This is a genomic window from Tenacibaculum aquaeponti (genome assembly GCF_057221555.1).
On sequence record NZ_CM170147.1, the window covers coordinates 3,775,134 to 3,793,124 of the forward strand.

20 protein-coding genes are annotated in these 17,991 nt (G+C 29.9%); 5 read left to right on the plus strand and 15 right to left on the minus strand.

Features of this window, described 5'->3' with window-relative positions; translation table 11 throughout:
* Positions 1 to 109: 109 nt before the first annotated feature.
* A complete protein-coding gene (locus tag AC2TEO_RS17200; protein WP_442266002.1) occupies positions 110 to 751 on the plus strand; it encodes a protein-L-isoaspartate(D-aspartate) O-methyltransferase in 642 nt (213 codons plus the stop codon).
* Between the two features lie 396 nt (positions 752 to 1,147).
* Here the strand turns inward: AC2TEO_RS17200 and AC2TEO_RS17205 are convergent, their stop codons facing one another.
* From AC2TEO_RS17205 to AC2TEO_RS17250, 10 genes are all read right to left on the minus strand, one after another.
* Positions 1,148 to 1,306 carry a hypothetical protein gene (locus AC2TEO_RS17205; RefSeq protein ID WP_157730221.1) on the minus strand — a complete coding sequence of 53 codons (159 nt, stop codon included), beginning with the start codon at positions 1,304 to 1,306 and terminating at the stop codon, positions 1,148 to 1,150.
* A 24-nt stretch (positions 1,307 to 1,330) separates the two neighbouring features.
* Positions 1,331 to 2,185 carry a substrate-binding domain-containing protein gene (locus tag AC2TEO_RS17210; RefSeq protein ID WP_442266003.1) on the minus strand — a complete coding sequence of 285 codons (855 nt, stop codon included), beginning with the start codon at positions 2,183 to 2,185 and terminating at the stop codon, positions 1,331 to 1,333.
* Positions 2,186 to 3,055 carry a nucleoside phosphorylase gene (locus AC2TEO_RS17215; RefSeq protein WP_442266004.1) on the minus strand — a complete coding sequence of 290 codons (870 nt, stop codon included), beginning with the start codon at positions 3,053 to 3,055 and terminating at the stop codon, positions 2,186 to 2,188.
* Between the two features lie 7 nt (positions 3,056 to 3,062).
* Positions 3,063 to 3,995 (minus strand): DUF1835 domain-containing protein, encoded by a 933-nt coding sequence (locus AC2TEO_RS17220; RefSeq protein WP_442266005.1) that lies wholly within the window; start codon positions 3,993 to 3,995, stop codon positions 3,063 to 3,065.
* 174 nt (positions 3,996 to 4,169) lie between these two features.
* Complete coding sequence (locus tag AC2TEO_RS17225) at positions 4,170 to 4,493, minus strand: translation initiation factor (protein ID WP_442266006.1); 324 nt, start codon at positions 4,491 to 4,493, stop codon at positions 4,170 to 4,172.
* A 6-nt stretch (positions 4,494 to 4,499) separates the two neighbouring features.
* Entirely contained in the window at positions 4,500 to 5,447 is a 948-nt protein-coding gene (locus AC2TEO_RS17230; RefSeq protein ID WP_442266007.1) for an isopenicillin N synthase family dioxygenase, read from the minus strand.
* Between the two features lie 61 nt (positions 5,448 to 5,508).
* Complete coding sequence (locus AC2TEO_RS17235) at positions 5,509 to 6,231, minus strand: DUF6048 family protein (protein WP_442266008.1); 723 nt, start codon at positions 6,229 to 6,231, stop codon at positions 5,509 to 5,511.
* A complete protein-coding gene (locus tag AC2TEO_RS17240; RefSeq protein ID WP_442266009.1) occupies positions 6,206 to 6,688 on the minus strand; it encodes a DUF6452 family protein in 483 nt (160 codons plus the stop codon). Before AC2TEO_RS17240 ends, AC2TEO_RS17235 begins: the two co-directional genes overlap by 26 nt.
* Positions 6,689 to 6,694: 6 nt before the next feature.
* Positions 6,695 to 8,146: a 23S rRNA (uracil(1939)-C(5))-methyltransferase RlmD gene (rlmD, locus tag AC2TEO_RS17245; RefSeq protein ID WP_442266010.1), complete on the minus strand. Its 1,452-nt coding sequence runs from the start codon at positions 8,144 to 8,146 to the stop codon at positions 6,695 to 6,697.
* Positions 8,147 to 8,269: 123 nt separating this feature from the next.
* On the minus strand, positions 8,270 to 8,623 hold the full coding sequence (locus tag AC2TEO_RS17250; protein WP_442266011.1) for a hypothetical protein: 354 nt from the start codon (positions 8,621 to 8,623) through the stop codon (positions 8,270 to 8,272).
* Between the two features lie 138 nt (positions 8,624 to 8,761).
* On the opposite strand from AC2TEO_RS17250, the gene AC2TEO_RS17255 reads away from it, so the two are divergent.
* The 3 genes from AC2TEO_RS17255 (at position 8,762) to rocD (ending at position 11,074) form a co-directional block, all read left to right on the plus strand.
* Positions 8,762 to 9,298, plus strand: coding sequence for an RNA polymerase sigma factor (locus tag AC2TEO_RS17255; RefSeq protein WP_442266012.1), 537 nt, complete (start codon positions 8,762 to 8,764; stop codon positions 9,296 to 9,298).
* Positions 9,299 to 9,304: 6 nt separating this feature from the next.
* A complete protein-coding gene (locus AC2TEO_RS17260; protein WP_442266013.1) occupies positions 9,305 to 9,688 on the plus strand; it encodes a DUF6768 family protein in 384 nt (127 codons plus the stop codon).
* A 141-nt stretch (positions 9,689 to 9,829) separates the two neighbouring features.
* Complete coding sequence (gene rocD, locus AC2TEO_RS17265) at positions 9,830 to 11,074, plus strand: ornithine--oxo-acid transaminase (protein ID WP_442266014.1); 1,245 nt, start codon at positions 9,830 to 9,832, stop codon at positions 11,072 to 11,074.
* Between the two features lie 55 nt (positions 11,075 to 11,129).
* On the opposite strand, the gene AC2TEO_RS17270 is transcribed toward rocD, so the two are convergent.
* From AC2TEO_RS17270 to AC2TEO_RS17290, 5 genes are all read right to left on the minus strand, one after another.
* Complete coding sequence (locus AC2TEO_RS17270; RefSeq protein WP_442266015.1) at positions 11,130 to 14,105, minus strand: DEAD/DEAH box helicase; 2,976 nt, start codon at positions 14,103 to 14,105, stop codon at positions 11,130 to 11,132.
* Positions 14,106 to 14,288: 183 nt separating this feature from the next.
* A complete protein-coding gene (locus tag AC2TEO_RS17275) occupies positions 14,289 to 14,633 on the minus strand; it encodes a CCC motif membrane protein (protein ID WP_442266016.1) in 345 nt (114 codons plus the stop codon).
* Positions 14,634 to 14,647: 14 nt separating this feature from the next.
* Positions 14,648 to 14,962 (minus strand): DUF2752 domain-containing protein, encoded by a 315-nt coding sequence (locus AC2TEO_RS17280; RefSeq protein ID WP_442266017.1) that lies wholly within the window; start codon positions 14,960 to 14,962, stop codon positions 14,648 to 14,650.
* Positions 14,963 to 14,964: 2 nt separating this feature from the next.
* Entirely contained in the window at positions 14,965 to 15,342 is a 378-nt protein-coding gene (locus AC2TEO_RS17285; RefSeq protein WP_442266018.1) for a VOC family protein, read from the minus strand.
* Between the two features lie 8 nt (positions 15,343 to 15,350).
* The gene (locus AC2TEO_RS17290) at positions 15,351 to 15,674 is read right to left on the minus strand and encodes a YbaB/EbfC family nucleoid-associated protein (protein ID WP_299679685.1); all 324 of its coding nucleotides are present in this window, start codon (positions 15,672 to 15,674) and stop codon (positions 15,351 to 15,353) included.
* Between the two features lie 132 nt (positions 15,675 to 15,806).
* Between AC2TEO_RS17290 and AC2TEO_RS17295 the strand changes: the two genes are divergently transcribed.
* Positions 15,807 to 17,903, plus strand: coding sequence for a S9 family peptidase (locus tag AC2TEO_RS17295; protein ID WP_442266019.1), 2,097 nt, complete (start codon positions 15,807 to 15,809; stop codon positions 17,901 to 17,903).
* Positions 17,904 to 17,991: the final 88 nt, after the last annotated feature.

The following is a 17,991-nucleotide window of genomic DNA, read 5'->3' on the forward strand; positions in this document are numbered from 1 at the left end:
GATTTATTTTTATTGAACTGATTTACAAATCAGTGTTAACAAAGATACACTTTTATAGACTTTTTTTGGTATTTATTGCTACTTTTAGCCTGCTGAAAATTTACATGTTGTGAGAGATACTACCAAACATCAAGGACTTAGAAATCAATTAGCTACTGTGTTAAACAAAAAAGGAATAGTAGATGAAAAAGTATTAAATGCTGTTAGAAAAATTCCACGTCACCTATTTATCGATAGTAGTTTCGAAGATCATGCCTATCAAGATAAGGCTTTTCCAATAGCAGCGAACCAAACTATTTCTCATCCATATACAGTAGCATTTCAATCACAGGTATTGGAAATTAAAGAAGGTGAAAAAGTATTAGAAATTGGTACAGGTTCTGGTTATCAAACAGCTGTGTTATTAGAGTTAAAAGCAGAGGTTTATACCATAGAAAGACAACATGAATTATTTAAGAGAACATCTTTGTTTTTGCCTAAAATTGGTTATAAGCCGAAACGTTTCATTTTTGGAGATGGTTACAAAGGTTTGCCAGAACAAGCACCGTTTGATAAAATTATAGTCACGGCTGGAGCACCTTTTATTCCTAAACCTTTATTAGGACAATTAAAAGTAGGAGGAAAGTTGTTAATTCCTGTAGGTGAAGGAACTCAAATTATGACTTTGTTAATCCGTAAATCTCTTAAAGAATTTGAAAAACATGAACTTGGTGATTTCAAGTTTGTACCGATGCTACAGAAGAAGAATTAATCATAAACTTGTTTAAAAACTCGACTTTTTTCTTGGATCATAAGATTAATTATGTCTTTGTAAGATAGATTAATATAATTTGATTTAATATAAGATGAAGTCCTTTCTATCATAAGAAAATACAGGCAAATATAGTTGAGCATATTATAAATTAAATCATTTATTGTGTCTCCACTAGTATCATTTTGATGGTAAGCCCCTAAATAATATGGAACTAAAAGTTGTTTATGAGGTACTTTAGAAGAAAAACTTTCATATAGATTAATAGAAAAAGAACCAGCTCCAGTTCCACAATCTAAACCATATTCGTATTTATTTTTAATTCTGGTAAATTTTGTAATAAAAAAAATCCGCTAAAGAAGCGGATTTATTGAATTTGAAAAAAGAACAATCAACTTATTCTGCTGTTGCATCTGCAACAACAACTTCTTGTTGATAGTTTTGTTGAGTTTGCTTAGTTTTTGTTTGTGATAAGCCACAAGGAGCTGTGCTTCCACAAGATGTTAATCCTAATAAACCAACTACACAAATTGCAATAAATACTACTCTTTTCATTTTTTTACTTTTAGAAATGCTAATTTATAAAATTTTAATCAATTTACCAGAATCAATTTTCTCTTCAATAACGTTAAATGTTACCATCTTATTTTGAATACTGGTTAATAAATTTTCAGACATTGGTTTTCCATCATTCCATTCGGTAATAGATAACCATTTTTGGATGTCTTCTAATTGTTGTTCATATCGTATAGAAAGTGTTTCATCTATGTTTTCAATAGATTTGAAATCTGAAGTACAATTATTAATAATATCTAATACTGTTTTTACTTCTTCAGGATGATTTTCTAATATTTCTTCTCGAATAGCAACAACAAAGCAAGGCCATGGAGTAGGGCAGTCACCAACTCTTCTAAAAGTACCATTATCTACTAAAGGTTTTGTTGTAAAATGTTCCCACATAAAATAATCGGCTTCTCCATCAGTTAAAGCATCAATTCCTCCTTGTAAATTTTTAACAACTTTAAACTTCAGTTTATCAATATCCCATCCATTATTATAAGCGTTTACAATAGCCATTAGGTGAGAGCCAGAACCATATCTACTAATAGCTACAGTTGCGTTTTCTAAGTCATCAATAGATTGAAATTTAGATTTAGCTCCTACGTGAATTCCCCAGATTAAAGGACTTTTTACAAAGGTTTGAATAATTTTTGAAGGATTACCATTGATAATATCTTTAATAATTCCTTCAGTTAAAACAATTGCAATATCAATTTTTTTTTCGCGTAAAGCTTTACACATTGCTCCAGTTCCACCTGGGAAATCTTGCCAACGTAAATTGATGTTTTGCTTAGTGTATTCTTTATTTTTTAGAGTGATGTACCATGGGTAATTAAAGTGTTCTGGAACACCACCAACTTTTAAATTCAACATTTATTCAACTAATTTATCTAGGGTATATAAAATTAATTTTTCTACAACTACACTTGGGTTTTCACTAAAAGTTCCATTTGCTCTATTTGCTAAGATAGCATTCATAGAACATGCATTATGACCTAATAATTTTGAAAGTCCATAAATAGCTGAAGTTTCCATTTCTAAGTTTGTAATTCTATGGTTTTGATATGAAAAATTATCAATTTTAGAATTTTGTTCAGGATCTTGAAGTTGTAATCGTAAAACTCTTCCTTGAGGTCCGTAAAAACCACCAGCAGTAGCTGTAATTCCTTGATGAGTTTTTTCAGAACTTAATTTATTAGCGAGCTCTTCAGAATTAGCAATTACAACAGGATATGCCTTTCTTTCCGACCAATCGGTTTGTTTTACAAATGCTTCTTCAATATCTGGATGTGCGATATCTTTTAAGTCATAAGCTTGTAACATACCGTTTAAATCTATAGCATGACTACTTAGTAAAAAGCTATCTACAGGAATATCGTCTTGTAAAGAACCAGAAGTTCCAATACGAGTAATATTTAATTGAGTGTGATTTTTTTTGATTTCTCGAGTTTCAAAATCAATATTAACTAAGGCGTCTAGTTCGTTTAAAACAATATCAATATTATCTGGGCCAATACCTGTTGAAACGACTGAAATTCGTTTTCCTTTATAAATTCCAGTTGTTGTTTTAAATTCTCTTTTTTGAGTAGAAAACTCGATTGAATCGAAGTGTTTTGTCACTTTTTCTACTCTATATTGATCTCCAACAAATATAATATCTGTTGAAATATGTTCAGGTCTTAAGTTTAAATGGTAAATACTACCATCACTATTTAAAATTAGTTCAGAATTTTTAATCTTCATTAAGATGTTATAATTTCAGTAACTTGTCTGTAGCGTTTACATACAAATAACTGTATTTTTTAGCCCCGCCAAGATACGAAAAATCAGAACGTAATTCTCTATAGTAATTTAATTGATTATGAAGCACTTTAATTCCAGACTCACTAAGCTTTACAGGATTTAGTGAAGAAAAAAGTGTTTTTAATTCTTTTATTTTGTTAGAATATTGAACATCTCCAAAGCCATAAACTTTTTGATTAGTTAATAAAGAGCGTATTAAATCATTCTCGTTCTTTAAGTTTGAAGTGTTAACCGTATGTAAAATTGTATTCTCTATTTTGTTTAGTCCGTTTTCTAAAGAAGGAAAACGTCTTAGATGAGCATTTATAGCATCTGTTAAGTAGATAAATGGAGAAGAAGGATTGAATTTATGAACTGTTTCTAATCGTAAAGGACTATCGGAACAATACAATTGCCAAATGTAGTCGGCATATTCAATATCGTCTTGTGATAATGTTACTCTATTATTATATAATACTGTTAATTCATCTTTAGAAATTCCAGAAAAACCATATCTACTTTGAGATTGATCGCTAATATTAGTTTGGACTAAAGTAATTTTTCTGCCTTTTCTATATTTCTTAAGCCAACTAACTACTGCAACTAAATTAACTTGACAAAATAGATCATGATCGAACCATAATACAATTTCATCTTGATTTTGTTTGCAAAGATTTCTATATTCCTTTAAAGTAAAATCTATAAAAGTTTTTTTGGTTACTTTATAAGCAGAACTTAAAAAATCGTAACGAATTTTCCAAAAATCTTCACTACCTACATCTGTAGTAGTTTTTCCTTCACACAACATCTCTCTCCAAGTAATGATTTCACCCTCTATTTTTAAATTTTTTAAAATTTGAGTAGTAACATCACCGTTAGTTATATGTAAAAAAGTGCTCATTAATAGGGACTTAAAAAAATGCACTCCAATATTAATAAAAAAAATAATATTCTGAGAATATTATTTAGTTTTGGTTTAATTTTTAAGTATTTATTGTTTTTTTTGTTAAAAAAGTGATTTTTATTTAATTGATTAAAGGCGTTTTAATAAAAATGGTTAATACTTTTAAAAGTATTAACCACCAACTCTTTTAACATTAAAGCCTTTTTCTTTTAACAGTTCCATAATTTTATCACGATAATCACCTTGAATTATAATTTTGTCATCTTTAAAGCTACCACCAACAGAAAATTTAGTTTTAATTTCTTTAGCTAATTTTTTAAAGTCCTCAGTAGCTCCATTGTAACCATCTATAATTGTAATAGGCTTACCTTTACGTTTTTCATACTTGCAAAGTAAAGGTTCATCTTGTAACCAAACATCTGGTTTTTCTTCCTGTTTTGGTTCTTCGAATTTATGATCTGGAAAAAGATTTTTTAATTGATCTTGTAGGTCCATTACCTGTTATTTTATTAATCCTAATTCACGTAAACGTTCATTTAAGAATTCTCCAGCAGTAATATCTTCAAATTGTTTAGGGTTGTTTTCGTCGATACAGTTTTCTAAAACATTTAATTTCATTTCAGAAACAGGGTGCATAAAAAATGGAATAGAATATCTCGATGTTCCCCAAAGCTCTTTAGGTGGGTTAACTACTCTATGTATTGTAGATTTTAATTTGTTGTTACTATGTCTAGATAACATGTCTCCAACATTAATCATTAATTCATCGGGTTGTGCAATTGCATCAATCCATTCTCCATCATGGTTTTGAACTTGTAATCCTTTACCATGAGCTCCCATTAAAAGTGTAATTAAGTTAATATCGCCATGTGCAGCAGCTCTAACAGCTCCTTTTGGTTCTTCATGAATAGGAGGATAGTGAATAGGTCTTAAAATACTATTACCATTCAATATATAATTGTCGAAGTATTCTTCATCTAAGTTTAAAAACAAGGCTAAAGATCGTAAAACGTATTTAGCTGTTTTTTCTAACATTTTATAAGTTTGTTTTCCAATCTCATTAAATTCAGGTAATTCTTCAACAATTACATTTTTTGGGTACTCTTCTTCTAAAGCAGGATTGTTCTCTACATATTGCCCAAAGTGCCAAAACTCTTTTAAGTCTCCTTCTTTTTTACCTTTAGCACTTTCTTTACCAAAAGAAACGTAACCACGTTGTCCTCCAATACCAGGTATTTCATACTTCTGTTTTGTGTCGACAGGCAAATCAAAAAACTTTTTGATTTGTGCATATAAGTTGTCAACTAAAGCATCATCTAAAAAGTGACCTTTCAACGCAACAAAACCTATTGTTTCATATGCATTTCCAATTTCCTTTATAAATTTTTGTTTTCTACTTTCATCTTCAGATAAAAAGTCTCTTAGATCAACGCTAGGTATTCTGTCCATTGTTAATAAGTTTGTTTAATACTTTTTGTAAAGGTACTAAAATAGCGGGTACGCTTTAAAATTATTTATTAACAAAAGGGATTAAATAAGAAATTGTGTAATTAAAACCAAATCCAGTATTACTTTCAAATACTCTATTAAAACCTGGTGCGTATAAGGTTTTAAAGTTTTTTTGATCATCGATACTTAAACCAATTTTGTATGATCCATGAAAACCGACAAACAAGTTTTTGAAAGTTTCGACCTTTATACCGATTTGAAATTCGAACCAATGAGCTGTTAGTCCAGATTCACTTACTGGTGTTGTGATAGGTTGATTAGGAAATATTATTGGTGTATCTGTACTTCCAGTAGAAATATTAGGAGTAAATTCATTTAAAGTATGTTCAAATATAGCTAAGCCATATCTACCACCAACATATACTTCGTTATTCATATCTAACCAATTATTATAGGTGTTTAAGTTAGCGCCTAAACGAATATAATTTCCTTTTGAAGTAGAGGTTGTAAAATCTTCAAATGTAATTTCTTCTTCATGACCAATTTCAGCAGCAACATACCAATTTTTAGAAACTCTATAATCACCAACAATTTCAAAACCAGTATAGCTTTTATCAATAAAACTTAATCCAGGTTTACTTAAATCTATTCCTAAACGTAAACCGTATCCCGTTTTATAAACTACACTATCTTTTGGAGTTTCTTTTTTTGAAGCTTTTTGAGCTTGTAAGTTAACTGCAAATAAGAAAATGAATACCTTAATGGAAAATGTTAACGTGCGCATTCGCTTGATTTTTTATTGATTCTAATTCAGTTACAGATAAACGATCTATCCAACCAGTTGCTTCGAAGGTAACATTATTAAAAATTACTCTAAAACCACAAGATCTAGAAACATATTCATTTTCTGGAGTATATTTTACGGTTAAAGTGGCTGTTTCATCTCCAGTATTATCTACATTATTAGTTTCATTTCTTGTTAAAGTAAAAACAGTTTCTTCCGCTATTGTATTTAAAGGTATGGCTATAGAATCTGTTGCTATATCTGAAAATAAAGTAATTCCTCCAGTAGACATAGTAAAACGTTTTACTTCTTTAAATTCCGTTAAAGTAGTATTATCGTAAAAACGCAAAATAAGATTAGGGGTTACAGGGTTTTGCGTGCAAAAATCATCTTTCTCACACGATAAAAAACAAATTGCTGCTACAAATAAAATGATAGCATATTTTAGAAATCTCATAAACTATTATTTTTCAAATAAAACTACAGTTTCGATATGAGCTGTATGTGGAAATTGATCTACTAAACTTATTTTCTTAATAGTATAACCTGCTTCCTGTAATTGCTCTGTATCTCTTGCTTGAGTAGCTGGGTTACAAGATACATAAACCATTCTATCTGCGTTTAGATTTATGATTTTTTTAAGTGTTTTAGGAGCTATACCAGCACGAGCAGGATCTAAAATAATAGTCTTGATTTTATTTTTGAATTGAGGTTGTTCTAATAAAAACTTTCCTACATCGGCAGCATAGAATTCAACACCTTCAATATTATTTCGTTTGGCATTTTCTCTAGCATCTTCAATAGCAGAAGCGACAATATCAACACCAACAATTTTTGCATTTTCACTACGAGAAGCTAAAATCTGTCCGATAGTTCCTGTTCCACAGAATAAATCCATAACAATTGTATTATCAACAGCTTCTTTATTCTCTAAGGCATAATCTACTACTTTGTTATATAATTTTTCAGCAGACTTCGGATTTGTTTGAAAAAAACTTTTCATACTTATTTCAAAGTTCAATCCAAGTAATTCCTCTACGATTTTATCTTTACCATATACTAAATCAATACTTCCAGAAGTAGCAATTGTTCTATCTCCGGTTTCATCATTTATAGTATGTAATAAACCAGCTAAACGCTCACCAAACAATTCTTGTAAAAGCGCTATAAATTTTGGGAAACTAAATTTATCTAAATCTTTAGAAGTAGTAACAAGATTGCATAACAACTCGTTTGTTTTGTAAGATTTTCGTACTACAAAATATCTGAAAAAACCTTCTTTTTTTGGTCCATGCCAAGGTGCTAAACCTGTTTCTTCACAGAAAGTTCGTATTGTTTTTAAACTATTTTCAAAGTCAGCATCAAAAAGTCCGCTATCTTTATCTAGGTTTTCACCCATCCACCAAACACCACGTCTTTTAAAACCTAATGTAAATTCATCTACATCTGTTTTTTGTTCACGATCGTAACCAATAGCAGAAAAACTATATTCCATTTTATTTCTATAATGAAATACGTTTGGTGAACTCACAAATTCATCAAAGTAATCTTCGATATTTTCAATTTTTCCTATTTTTTTGAATAAAGACATGGTACTTGTGTATTTGTACTCGTGTTGTTTTTCTATAGGAAGTTGAATATAAGGTGCACCAGGAACTTCTTGATAATTTGAAGAAATTTCATCTTCAGAAGCTTTTAGAACATCAATTAATTTACATTCAGCATATTTCTTCTGAGATTTCGTAACCCTAGCTTTTACTGTTTGTCCAGGTAAAGTATTCGGAACAAAAACTACAAATTCTCCGTGTTCGTTACGAATACGTCCTATACCTTTTCCACCAAAGGCATAATCTTCAATAAGAATTTCAATAATCTCTCCTCTTTTAACAAACTTGTTACGTTCTCTTCTTGGCATCTTTATATTGATTTTAAAGATTGCAAAATTAGAAAATACTTATGGGTTTATTATCGAATTTAATATAAAAAGACCTCTTAAAAGTAATTTTAAAAGGTCTTCATTGTTTTTTATATTGTTTTTCTAATCTCGTGGAGTAGAAGTGATATCAATTGTGTTATCGCTTTTCACTATTACTACATAATCTTCACAAAAATTTACATCTATTTTTTTTACTAATTCAGTTCCGTTTTTTAAAACTACTGTATAAGTAATTTCTCCAGGAGCGTAACTTGTAGTTACTGAAGATTGGCCAGAAGCAATATTATTTATGTTTTCGGTATTTCCTCCTGATGTTTTTACTTGAACACTTACGTCATCTGTTCCTTGGTTAGTAACTCTTGCTGTAGGATTTTCGTTATCGCAGCTAGAACAACTCTGTAAAATTAACATTAAGGAGATAAAAAAAATAGGGGTAATTTTTTTTAATAAATTCATAGTTAACACCTTTTAATTGTTATTAATTGTTTTTTTTATGACACTTTATATTTTAATTAAGTCACCATAATTATTTCAATATAAAAAAAAAAAATGAACCTTTTGCAAAATTACACGTCATGTAAGTGAATACAACTTATGAAAAATAAAATTCTACATACAGATAAAGAGCTTGTTCAAATGTATTTAAAAGGAGATAAAAAAGCACTTATGATTTTGGTAAAAAAATGGCATCAACCTTTTTGTAAAATCGCTTTTTCATATGTGAATAGTTCAGTTGTAGCAAAAGATATAGCTCAAGAAAGTTGGGTGGTTATAATAAATAAGTTGAAGACTTTAGAGGATGCAAACAAGTTTAAGAGTTGGGCAATACAAATCGTAAAAAGGAAAGCTTTAGATTATTTAAGAAAAAAACAAAGACAAACGAAACATATCACATTTTATAAAGAAGATGTTGAAATAGAAGAAGAATTTCAAGAATCGATAAATGATAAGAAAGATAAATTAAGTAAAGCAATAAAAGAATTAACGATAGCACATCAGCAAGTGATACGTCTTTTTTACGTTGAAGAAAGATCATTAACTGAAATAAGTGAATTATTAAAAGTTTCGGTAGGTACTGTGAAATCTAGATTATTTCATGCAAGAGAAAAATTAAAGAATACAATAAAATAATACATTATGAAATTTACAGAAGATATTGATAAATTAATAAAAGAAACATTAACAGAAGAAGAAGCTGTTTTTTATCAAGAGCTAGAAGAGCAAACCATTTGGCAGATGGTATTTGGCTTATTTAAAGGGAAAAATAAATGGATTTTAGTAGCTATGAATATAGTTACATTAATCTTTTTCGGATTTTTTATATTCTGTCTTGTTCAATTTTTTGAAGCATCAGAAGTTAAAGAGTTAATAAAGTGGGCTACGGGAGCAGTAATTTTTTTACTTGGCGTAAGTATGTTGAAAGTATTTGCTTGGATGCAAATGGATAAAAATGCTTTATTAAGAGAAATAAAAAGATTAGAAGTGCAAATCTTATCATTAGCATCAAAAAGCTTGAAGTAAGATTTTATCAGCCGATGAATATTTATTAATTTGCGAACCTCTTAGGGGTGATTTCTCTCCCACGCTGCTTTTTCGAACTTCTTCGAAAGAATAAAGGTACAGTAGGAATGGTTATTTTATAAATTTTAAAAAATTAAAGAAATGGCTGTTTTAGAAAAATTAACGTCACAGCAAGCAATCGATTTAGAAAACAAGTATGGAGCTCATAATTACCATCCGTTACCAGTAGTTTTAAGTAAAGGTGAAGGAGTGTATGTTTGGGATGTAGAAGGAAAAAAATATTATGATTTCTTATCTGCTTATTCTGCCGTAAATCAAGGACATTGTCATCCGAAAATCGTAAATGCAATGGTTGAACAAGCTAAAACGTTAACATTAACGTCTAGAGCTTTTTACAACGATATGTTAGGACAGTATGAGAAATATGCTACAGAGTATTTTGGTTTTGACAAGTTGTTACCAATGAATACTGGAGCAGAAGCTGTTGAAACTGCATTAAAAATTTGTAGAAAATGGGCTTACGAAGTTAAAGGAATTGACGAGAATGAAGCCGAAATTATTGTATGTAAGAACAATTTCCACGGTAGAACTACAACAATTATTTCATTTTCAAACGATCCTGTTGCTCGTAAAAACTTTGGTCCATTTACAAATGGTTTCATCAAAATTGAATACGATAATTTACAAGCTTTAGAAGAAGCACTAGCAAATAATAAAAATGTAGCTGGGTTTATGGCTGAGCCAATTCAAGGTGAAGCTGGAGTTTATGTTCCTTCTGAAGGGTATTTAGCAGCAGCAAAAGCATTATGTGAAAAGTATAATGTGTTATTTATTGCAGATGAAGTACAAACAGGAATTGCTAGAACAGGGAAATTATTGGCTGTAGATCACGAAGAAGTAAAACCGAACATCTTAATCTTAGGAAAGGCATTAAGTGGAGGAGCTTATCCAGTATCTGCAGTATTAGCAAATGACGAAATTATGAATGTAATTCGTCCTGGAAACCACGGTTCTACTTTTGGAGGAAATCCTATCGCAGCAGCAGTTGCTATTGCAGCTTTAGATGTAGTTAAAGAAGAGAAACTAGCTGAAAATGCAGATCGATTAGGGAAAATCTTTAGAGAAGAAATTGGTAAATTAGTTAAAGAAACTGAATTAGTTACTTTAGTAAGAGGAAAAGGATTGTTAAATGCGATTGTAATTAACGATTCTGAAGAGAGTGAAACTGCGTGGAATATCTGTATGAGATTACGAGATAACGGATTGTTAGCAAAGCCAACTCACGGAAATATTATTCGTTTTGCACCACCATTAGTAATGAATGAAGAAGAGCTTAGAGATTGTATTTCTATTATTAAGAAAACAATTTTAGAGTTTGATAAATAACAAATAAAGTATAAAAAAGCCTCATTATATCATATTATGAGGCTTTTTTTAGCTTTTAAGTTGCCATTTCATAAATATTCAAATGTTTCTTCAGAACTCCTGAAGGAGTGTTTTTTGTTTCGTCAAAAATTCTAGTATCTCCAAATAAAATAAAACTATCTTTTGCTCTAGAAACAGAAACATTTAGCATATTCGGCTTATTATCTTTTTCAAAGAACATAGTACCTTCATCTTCGTTGGTGTATACAGAACTAAATAAAATAATACTTCTTTCTGCACCTTGTAATGCGTGCACTGTTCCTAGTTTAATATTACTAACTTTAAAACCAGCTTCAATTAAAGCTTTAGACAGTTCTCCTTTTTGACTTGCAAATGGAGTGATGATTCCTAAAACTTCTTCAATATGATCTACATTGTAAGCATCTTGTATTTTTTCTTTATTTTGTTGTAACCAAGTAATAATAGCTTTTACTTCCTGTATGTTTTGTCGGCTATTATATTTACGTTCACTTACGCCGTTAATGTGATAAGCCATCATCGAAGGAAAAGCTTGTTCTTCTCTAGCTTTACCTTTCATTGGTTTTAAAATACCACCATAAGCCAATTCGTTACAGAAATCAATAATTTCATCATTACACCTTCTGTGTTCTAAAAGAATTAAACCTTGTTCTTTGGTATTATTAATTGGTGTTTCATACTCACAAGAGTTTTGAGCCATTTTCATAATACATCCATTGGAAGCTAAAAAACCTGAATTTTCTAAAGAATACATGTCTTGTTCTTGCTGAATGATATTTAAGCTAGATAAATTTCCTTTATCAATTCTAGAAGGAATAGACCAAATAGGTTCAATTTGTTTTAAATCACCAACGACGAAAGCTTTTTTGGCTATCGCAAAAACAGGAATACTTACTTCAGGAGTAACTTGTCCGGCCTCATCAATAATTAATAAATCGATAAAATTATATAGCGGAAAATATTCAAAAATAGGTTTTCCATTTTCATTTTCTCCTTGATATTGGCTATATAAAAAGTGACTTGGCGCCATGTAAAAAGTTGCCACAAAACAAGGTGTTAACATTGCTCTACGTTTCCATTTTAACATAATGGCTTGTTCTCCTGTTCCTCTCTCAGTATCTTCTTCTAAAGCTTCTCTTGTGGCTAATAACCATCTCCCTTCCCAGTAATGTGTTGCTAATAAAAAAGCTTTGTGACGTAAAGAAACGTCTAGTTCATCATAGTAAAAACGAGGAGTTGTGTTTTTTGAATTTAATTTTTCAAATTCAGAAGCCCATAATTCTTCTTCCTTCAAAATAGGGAAGCTTTCAATGTTTATTTGCTTTCTCCAACTTTTCAATTTTAAATTGGTTTGAAGCGCGATATTTAAATGATTAATAAGCTCTTTTAAATATGTATTCGTTTTTTCTTTATCGTTAATTGTGATTTCATCTATTTTAAAAATCCAATTTTTATGTTCTGTAGGTTCTTCATTATTAACTTTAAAGTGTTCTTTTACTAAAGAAAGAAAATCAGCTTTTTTGTAACTAGCCTTTAAAGAACTTAAAGTTGTTCTCCAAGCAGTAAGTTTACCAATATTGAAGTTTTCTCGAGTAACATGATCTTCTTCATTTAGTAATGATTTATTAATGAAATTAATTGATTTTATATGATTTCTAGGAAAATCAACACTGTCAATCAATTGTTCTTCAATAATTAAAATTTCATCTTGAATATGATCAATGGCATCTTCTATAGAATTACTCTGTATATTAAAATAATTACAGTATTCGGTTAAGAAATTATATTCTGCATCTTCTAAATATTCTTCATTTTCAAGATTACATAAAGTTCCTTCATGTCCGAATAAATTACCTTTTAAGAAATTAATATCCCCCAAATACTTTTCATTTTTTCCGTTTGAAGGTAAATAAGTGGCATAACCTTTAAAGTTTGGGATCCATCTTTTAGATAATTCTGTCAAGCTACTTTCAGAATTAATAAAACTATCTATAATATTTGTAACAGCTTGATTGTTGTTTGAACAAGCTAAAACAATTGGAGGCTCTTCACCAATAATTGCACTTCTTACTACTTCTGTAGCTACTAAACTCTGCAATAAAGTTGTTTTTCCAGTTCCTGGAGGTCCATTAACTGCGGTAACAGAGCTTTTTTCTGCAGATAAATAGGATAATAAAGTTTTACGTTGACTTACAGATAAAGGGAAACTATCTGACATTTGACCTAAATGTAGGTGGTTGAAGTTTAAAAAATCTTCATCAGTAATGGCATCTCTTTTTACAACTTGTTCAGGAGTAATTATTTTAGATAGTAATGGTAACTCTTCATCATAATTTAATAAGTTCTCGTATAAAAATAATATACTTTTTGCTGTAGATATTTTAGAGCTTACAGAAAAGTAAGTTAACTTAAACTGTGTAGTGTATTTTTCAGCTCTATATTGGTATAAGTTTTTATAAGTAATAGCTTTAAAAACCTCATTAATATAGTCCCAGTATTCATTCCAAGGAACCACTTCATCTTCATATTCTGGCATTGGAGGTTCAATTTCTTTAGCATCTAATACTGTGTCGATAGAAGTGAAAATGAAATCATTTTTTACATCTGCCATTGGCGTCATGTAATTACGAACAATTAGCGGGAAAATATCTTTAGGAGCAGATAACTGTCCTAATCTATTTACAGTAGCATAAATCCAAAAAGGATGAATTAATTTTTGTTTGAATTTAGGGTTATCTGTTTGATATTCTAAATGGAAAGGAGCTATTAAAATTTTTGTTTGATCAATTTCGTGCCAATTACTACTATCTTTTTTTAAAATACCACGTAATCTATTAATTCTTCTTTCCTCTGCATCTATCAATTCAGTAGCTTGCTTGTTGTTTATAAAAGCATTACTTAAATCTGAATTGTTTTGATGATACAAATTTTTAATTTTAGCAATATCAACTGCTAAATTTTCACTATCTGTTAAGCTATTTTTGTAATAGTGTAACCAGTTTTTTTCGTTCATTATATAATCCCCGTAATCTTAAACTAAAGCTGGCGAAAATAGAATAATAATAAAATAGGAAGTTGCTTTTTGGAAGTTTTTTATTAACGAAAAGCAGACTTTTTATAAAGGCCTGCTTTTCGTATTGTTAAAAGTGATAGAGTAATCACTTTAAAGTTTTATTAAGTTTTTTAAGAGCTAGTTTTACTGCATTTGTTCTAATTGTTCCATTCGCTCTCTCATTAATTCAGGATCTTGTAAAGCATCCCAACCTACCATAGAAATTGCCCAAACAATCATTAAGATAAAAATGAAACTTAAAACAATTCCGATAATAGATAAAATAAATCCTGTATTTAAGTTTGAGTAATTTGTATAAACACTTGGGTTGGATAAATACAAATCTTTATCTTTTTTGTATAAAATTAAGGCTATAATTCCTAATAATATTCCAGGAACACCATAGCAACAACAAGTTAGTATAGAAAAAATACCAAGAACTAGTACGGCTGTAGCATTAGGCAGCTTTCTTTCTTCAAATTCGAACATATTTTAAAGTTTATTTAATTGAAAAATAGTTTATTCATTTTTATTAGATACGCTGCCATTAAAGTTAAAACATTAATGATAGCTACAATAAGCAATATTTTTGCTGAGATTTTCTTCTTACTGAAAAAATGAAAACCGATGGCTAAAATAAAAAAAATAGAAGTGTAAATAGCTGGAAATAAATTAAAGGCTTGTTTAAACTCACCTTTAGCAACTAAAACAGCCGACCTTTGAAAACCACAACCAGGGCAATCAATTCCAAACATTTTCTTGTTTAAACAAGGTAGCATGTAATCTTCAGCTTTTTTATTTTCTTTTGCTTCTTGCATTTTTATTTAATTCTCCAGGGCGGATTTAATCTATTGTCTCCACCGTAAAATAAGATGATTTTATTCCCACCTAAATCTTTTAACCTAGCTTCTCGCCAAAGCCAAGTTTGATCTACTGGGTCTTGATCAAAAACGATTCCTTTTTCTTTAAGAATTTTAACTTGAGTATCTAAATTCTCACATTCAAAATAGACATAAATTCCATCTCCAACAGGTAATTCTTCAACCAAATGAATTGAAAAAGTAGCATTTCCATCTGGGCATTCAAACCTAGCATAATGTGGAAGAGCTTTAACAATTAGTTTTAAACCTAATTGCTCGTAAAAAGGAATTGATTTAGTTAAGTCTAAAGAAGGAACAGTAATTTGATTTAAATTCATTTTTGTAGTTATTTGAACATATCCATACCTGGAATATTTGGCATTCCGCTTTTAGCAGCGATAGCCATTTCTTGTTCATTTATTTCTCCTGCTCTTTTTAGTGCTTTATTTAAAGTTAACACTAAATAGTCTTCTAATTCTTCAGCATCTTGTAATAAAGTATCATCAACACTAATTGCTCTAATTTCTCTGTTAGCAGTAACAGTAACTTTAATTTTCCCGTCAGCACCGTTTTCATCAATTAATACAGTGTTTAAACGCTGTTTTGTTTCTTCAACTTTTTGTTGTGCTTGTTTAAGCTTATCCATCATTCCAGATAAATCTCCGAACATAAGTTATATGATTTTAAATAATGTTTCATTGCAAAATTACTACTTTACACTACTAAAAATTAATGAAACCCAAAAAATCTTATATTAAGTATTGCTATAAATGTTACTTTTGCGTTCTGCAAAAAAGAAAAGATGGAGAATAATATAAAACCACCTGTAGCTGATAAAAGTCCAGAAAAGTTAGAGAAACATGGTGATGTAAGAATAGATAATTATTTCTGGATGCGTTTAACAGATGAACAGAAGAACGCAGAAAAAAAAGACGAACAAACTCAAAAAGTTTACGATTATTTAGAAGCTGAAAATACCTATTTTGATAAGGTAATGGGGCATACGAATAACTTTCAGGAATCTTTATTTGAAGAAATGAAAGGAAGAATTAAAGAAGATGATGAATCTGTGCCTTATAAAAAGAATGGGTATTTCTATATTACTAGATATGAAAAAGGGCAACAATACCCTATTTATTCTCGAAAGAAAGGTAGTTTAGAAGTAGAAGAAGAGATAATGTTTGATGTTAATAAAGAAGCGGAAGGACATGATTATTTTCAATTAGGCGGATTAAATGTATCTTCAGATAATAAGTTGGTAGCCTATGCAACGGATACAGTTAGTAGACGCCAGTATTTTATTAAAGTAAAGAATCTTGAAACAGGTGAAGTTTACAGTGATAAAATAGAAAATACAACAGGAGGAAGTGTTTGGGCCAATGATAATAAAACATTATTCTACACAAAGAAAGATCCTGTAACATTACGAAGTTCTAAAATTTATAAACATATTTTAGGAACAGATACTTCTGAAGATGTTTTGGTTTTTGAAGAAAAAGATGAAACTTTTGGGGTCTTTGTAACCAAAACAAAGTCGAGAAAATATTTAGTCATAGGTTCTTACAGTACAGTTTCTAGTGAGTACCAAGTTTTAGAAGCTGATAATCCAAATGGTGAGTTTCGTTTAATTCAACCACGTGAGCGTGATTTAGAATATGATATTGCTCATTATGAAGATCATTTCTATATCAAGACAAATATTGATGGAGCAACTAATTTTAAAGTTATGAAAACTCCTGAAAATAATACTGCTAAAGAAAATTGGGTAGATGTAATTCCGCATAGAAAAGATACGTTTTTAGAAGATTTTTCAATATTTAAAGACTATTTAGTTCTAGAAGAAAGAAATAACGGATTATTTAAAATTAGAATAAAACGTTGGGATGGAGCAGAGGATTACTATTTACCTTTTGAAGAAGAAACATATTCTGCCGGAGTATATTCAAATCCCGAATTTGATACAGATATAATTCGTTATTCGTATAACTCAATGACGACTCCAAGTTCTGTGATTGACTTCAATATGAAAGATCAATCTAAAGAAATCAAAAAAGAACAAGAAGTATTAGGAGGAAAGTTTGATAAAAATAATTACGAAAGTAAACGTTTATGGGTAACAGCCAGAGATGGTAAAAAAGTTGCACTTTCTATTGTTTATAGAAAAGATACAAAGATTGATGAAAATACACCTGTATTGCAATATGCTTATGGTTCTTATGGATATACGGTTTCTGACGGATTTTCAACGACACGTTTAAGTCTGTTAGATCGTGGTTTTATTTTCGCTTTAGCACATATTAGAGGAAGCCAATATTTAGGAAGGGAATGGTACGATGATGGAAAAATGTTGAATAAAAAGAATACATTTAACGATTTTGTCGATTGTTCTAAATATTTAATTGATAACGGTTATACTTCTTCAAAGCATTTGTATGCTATGGGAGGTTCTGCAGGAGGTTTGTTAATGGGAGCTGTAGTAAATACAAATTCTGAATTATATAATGGAGTTATAGCAGCAGTACCTTTTGTTGATGTTATTTCTACTATGTTAGATGATAGTATTCCGTTAACGACTGGAGAATATGACGAATGGGGAAATCCAAACGACAAGCAATATTATGATTACATTAAATCATATTCACCTTATGATCAAGTAGAATCGAAATCATATCCAAATATGTTAGTCACTACAGGATTACATGATAGTCAGGTACAGTATTGGGAACCAGCTAAATGGGTGGCTAAATTACGTGAAGTAAAGACAGATAGTAATTTATTGTTTTTACATACAAACATGGAAGCTGGTCATGGAGGTGCTTCTGGAAGGTTCGATTCATTAAAAGAAACCGCCAGAGAGTATACTTTCTTATTAGCTTTAGAAGACAAGTTAGAAAAATAATTATATTTTTGCCCTCGATTGAGTAAATGTAAACGTTATTGTAAAAAACAAACATCTCAATTATAAATAGATGATTCAATTATTACAA

Excerpts from the sequence above, each read along its gene's own strand:
- AC2TEO_RS17205 (WP_157730221.1), bottom strand. The coding sequence starts at position 1,306 with ATGAAAAGAGTAGTATTTATTGCAATTTGTGTAGTTGGTTTATTAGGA.
- AC2TEO_RS17280 (WP_442266017.1), bottom strand. The coding sequence starts at position 14,962 with ATGCAAGAAGCAAAAGAAAATAAAAAAGCTGAAGATTACATGCTACCT.
- AC2TEO_RS17210 (WP_442266003.1), bottom strand. The coding sequence starts at position 2,185 with ATGTTGAATTTAAAAGTTGGTGGTGTTCCAGAACACTTTAATTACCCA.
- AC2TEO_RS17230 (WP_442266007.1), bottom strand. The coding sequence starts at position 5,447 with ATGGACAGAATACCTAGCGTTGATCTAAGAGACTTTTTATCTGAAGAT.
- AC2TEO_RS17220 (WP_442266005.1), bottom strand. The coding sequence starts at position 3,995 with ATGAGCACTTTTTTACATATAACTAACGGTGATGTTACTACTCAAATT.
- AC2TEO_RS17240 (WP_442266009.1), bottom strand. The coding sequence starts at position 6,688 with ATGAGATTTCTAAAATATGCTATCATTTTATTTGTAGCAGCAATTTGT.
- rocD (WP_442266014.1), top strand. The coding sequence starts at position 9,830 with ATGGCTGTTTTAGAAAAATTAACGTCACAGCAAGCAATCGATTTAGAA.
- rlmD (WP_442266010.1), bottom strand. The coding sequence starts at position 8,146 with ATGCCAAGAAGAGAACGTAACAAGTTTGTTAAAAGAGGAGAGATTATT.
- AC2TEO_RS17290 (WP_299679685.1), bottom strand. The coding sequence starts at position 15,674 with ATGTTCGGAGATTTATCTGGAATGATGGATAAGCTTAAACAAGCACAA.
- AC2TEO_RS17255 (WP_442266012.1), top strand. The coding sequence starts at position 8,762 with ATGAAAAATAAAATTCTACATACAGATAAAGAGCTTGTTCAAATGTAT.
- AC2TEO_RS17295 (WP_442266019.1), top strand. The coding sequence starts at position 15,807 with ATGGAGAATAATATAAAACCACCTGTAGCTGATAAAAGTCCAGAAAAG.
- AC2TEO_RS17260 (WP_442266013.1), top strand. The coding sequence starts at position 9,305 with ATGAAATTTACAGAAGATATTGATAAATTAATAAAAGAAACATTAACA.
- AC2TEO_RS17250 (WP_442266011.1), bottom strand. The coding sequence starts at position 8,623 with ATGAATTTATTAAAAAAAATTACCCCTATTTTTTTTATCTCCTTAATG.
- AC2TEO_RS17225 (WP_442266006.1), bottom strand. The coding sequence starts at position 4,493 with ATGGACCTACAAGATCAATTAAAAAATCTTTTTCCAGATCATAAATTC.
- AC2TEO_RS17275 (WP_442266016.1), bottom strand. The coding sequence starts at position 14,633 with ATGTTCGAATTTGAAGAAAGAAAGCTGCCTAATGCTACAGCCGTACTA.
- AC2TEO_RS17215 (WP_442266004.1), bottom strand. The coding sequence starts at position 3,055 with ATGAAGATTAAAAATTCTGAACTAATTTTAAATAGTGATGGTAGTATT.
- AC2TEO_RS17235 (WP_442266008.1), bottom strand. The coding sequence starts at position 6,231 with ATGCGCACGTTAACATTTTCCATTAAGGTATTCATTTTCTTATTTGCA.
- AC2TEO_RS17285 (WP_442266018.1), bottom strand. The coding sequence starts at position 15,342 with ATGAATTTAAATCAAATTACTGTTCCTTCTTTAGACTTAACTAAATCA.
- AC2TEO_RS17270 (WP_442266015.1), bottom strand. The coding sequence starts at position 14,105 with ATGAACGAAAAAAACTGGTTACACTATTACAAAAATAGCTTAACAGAT.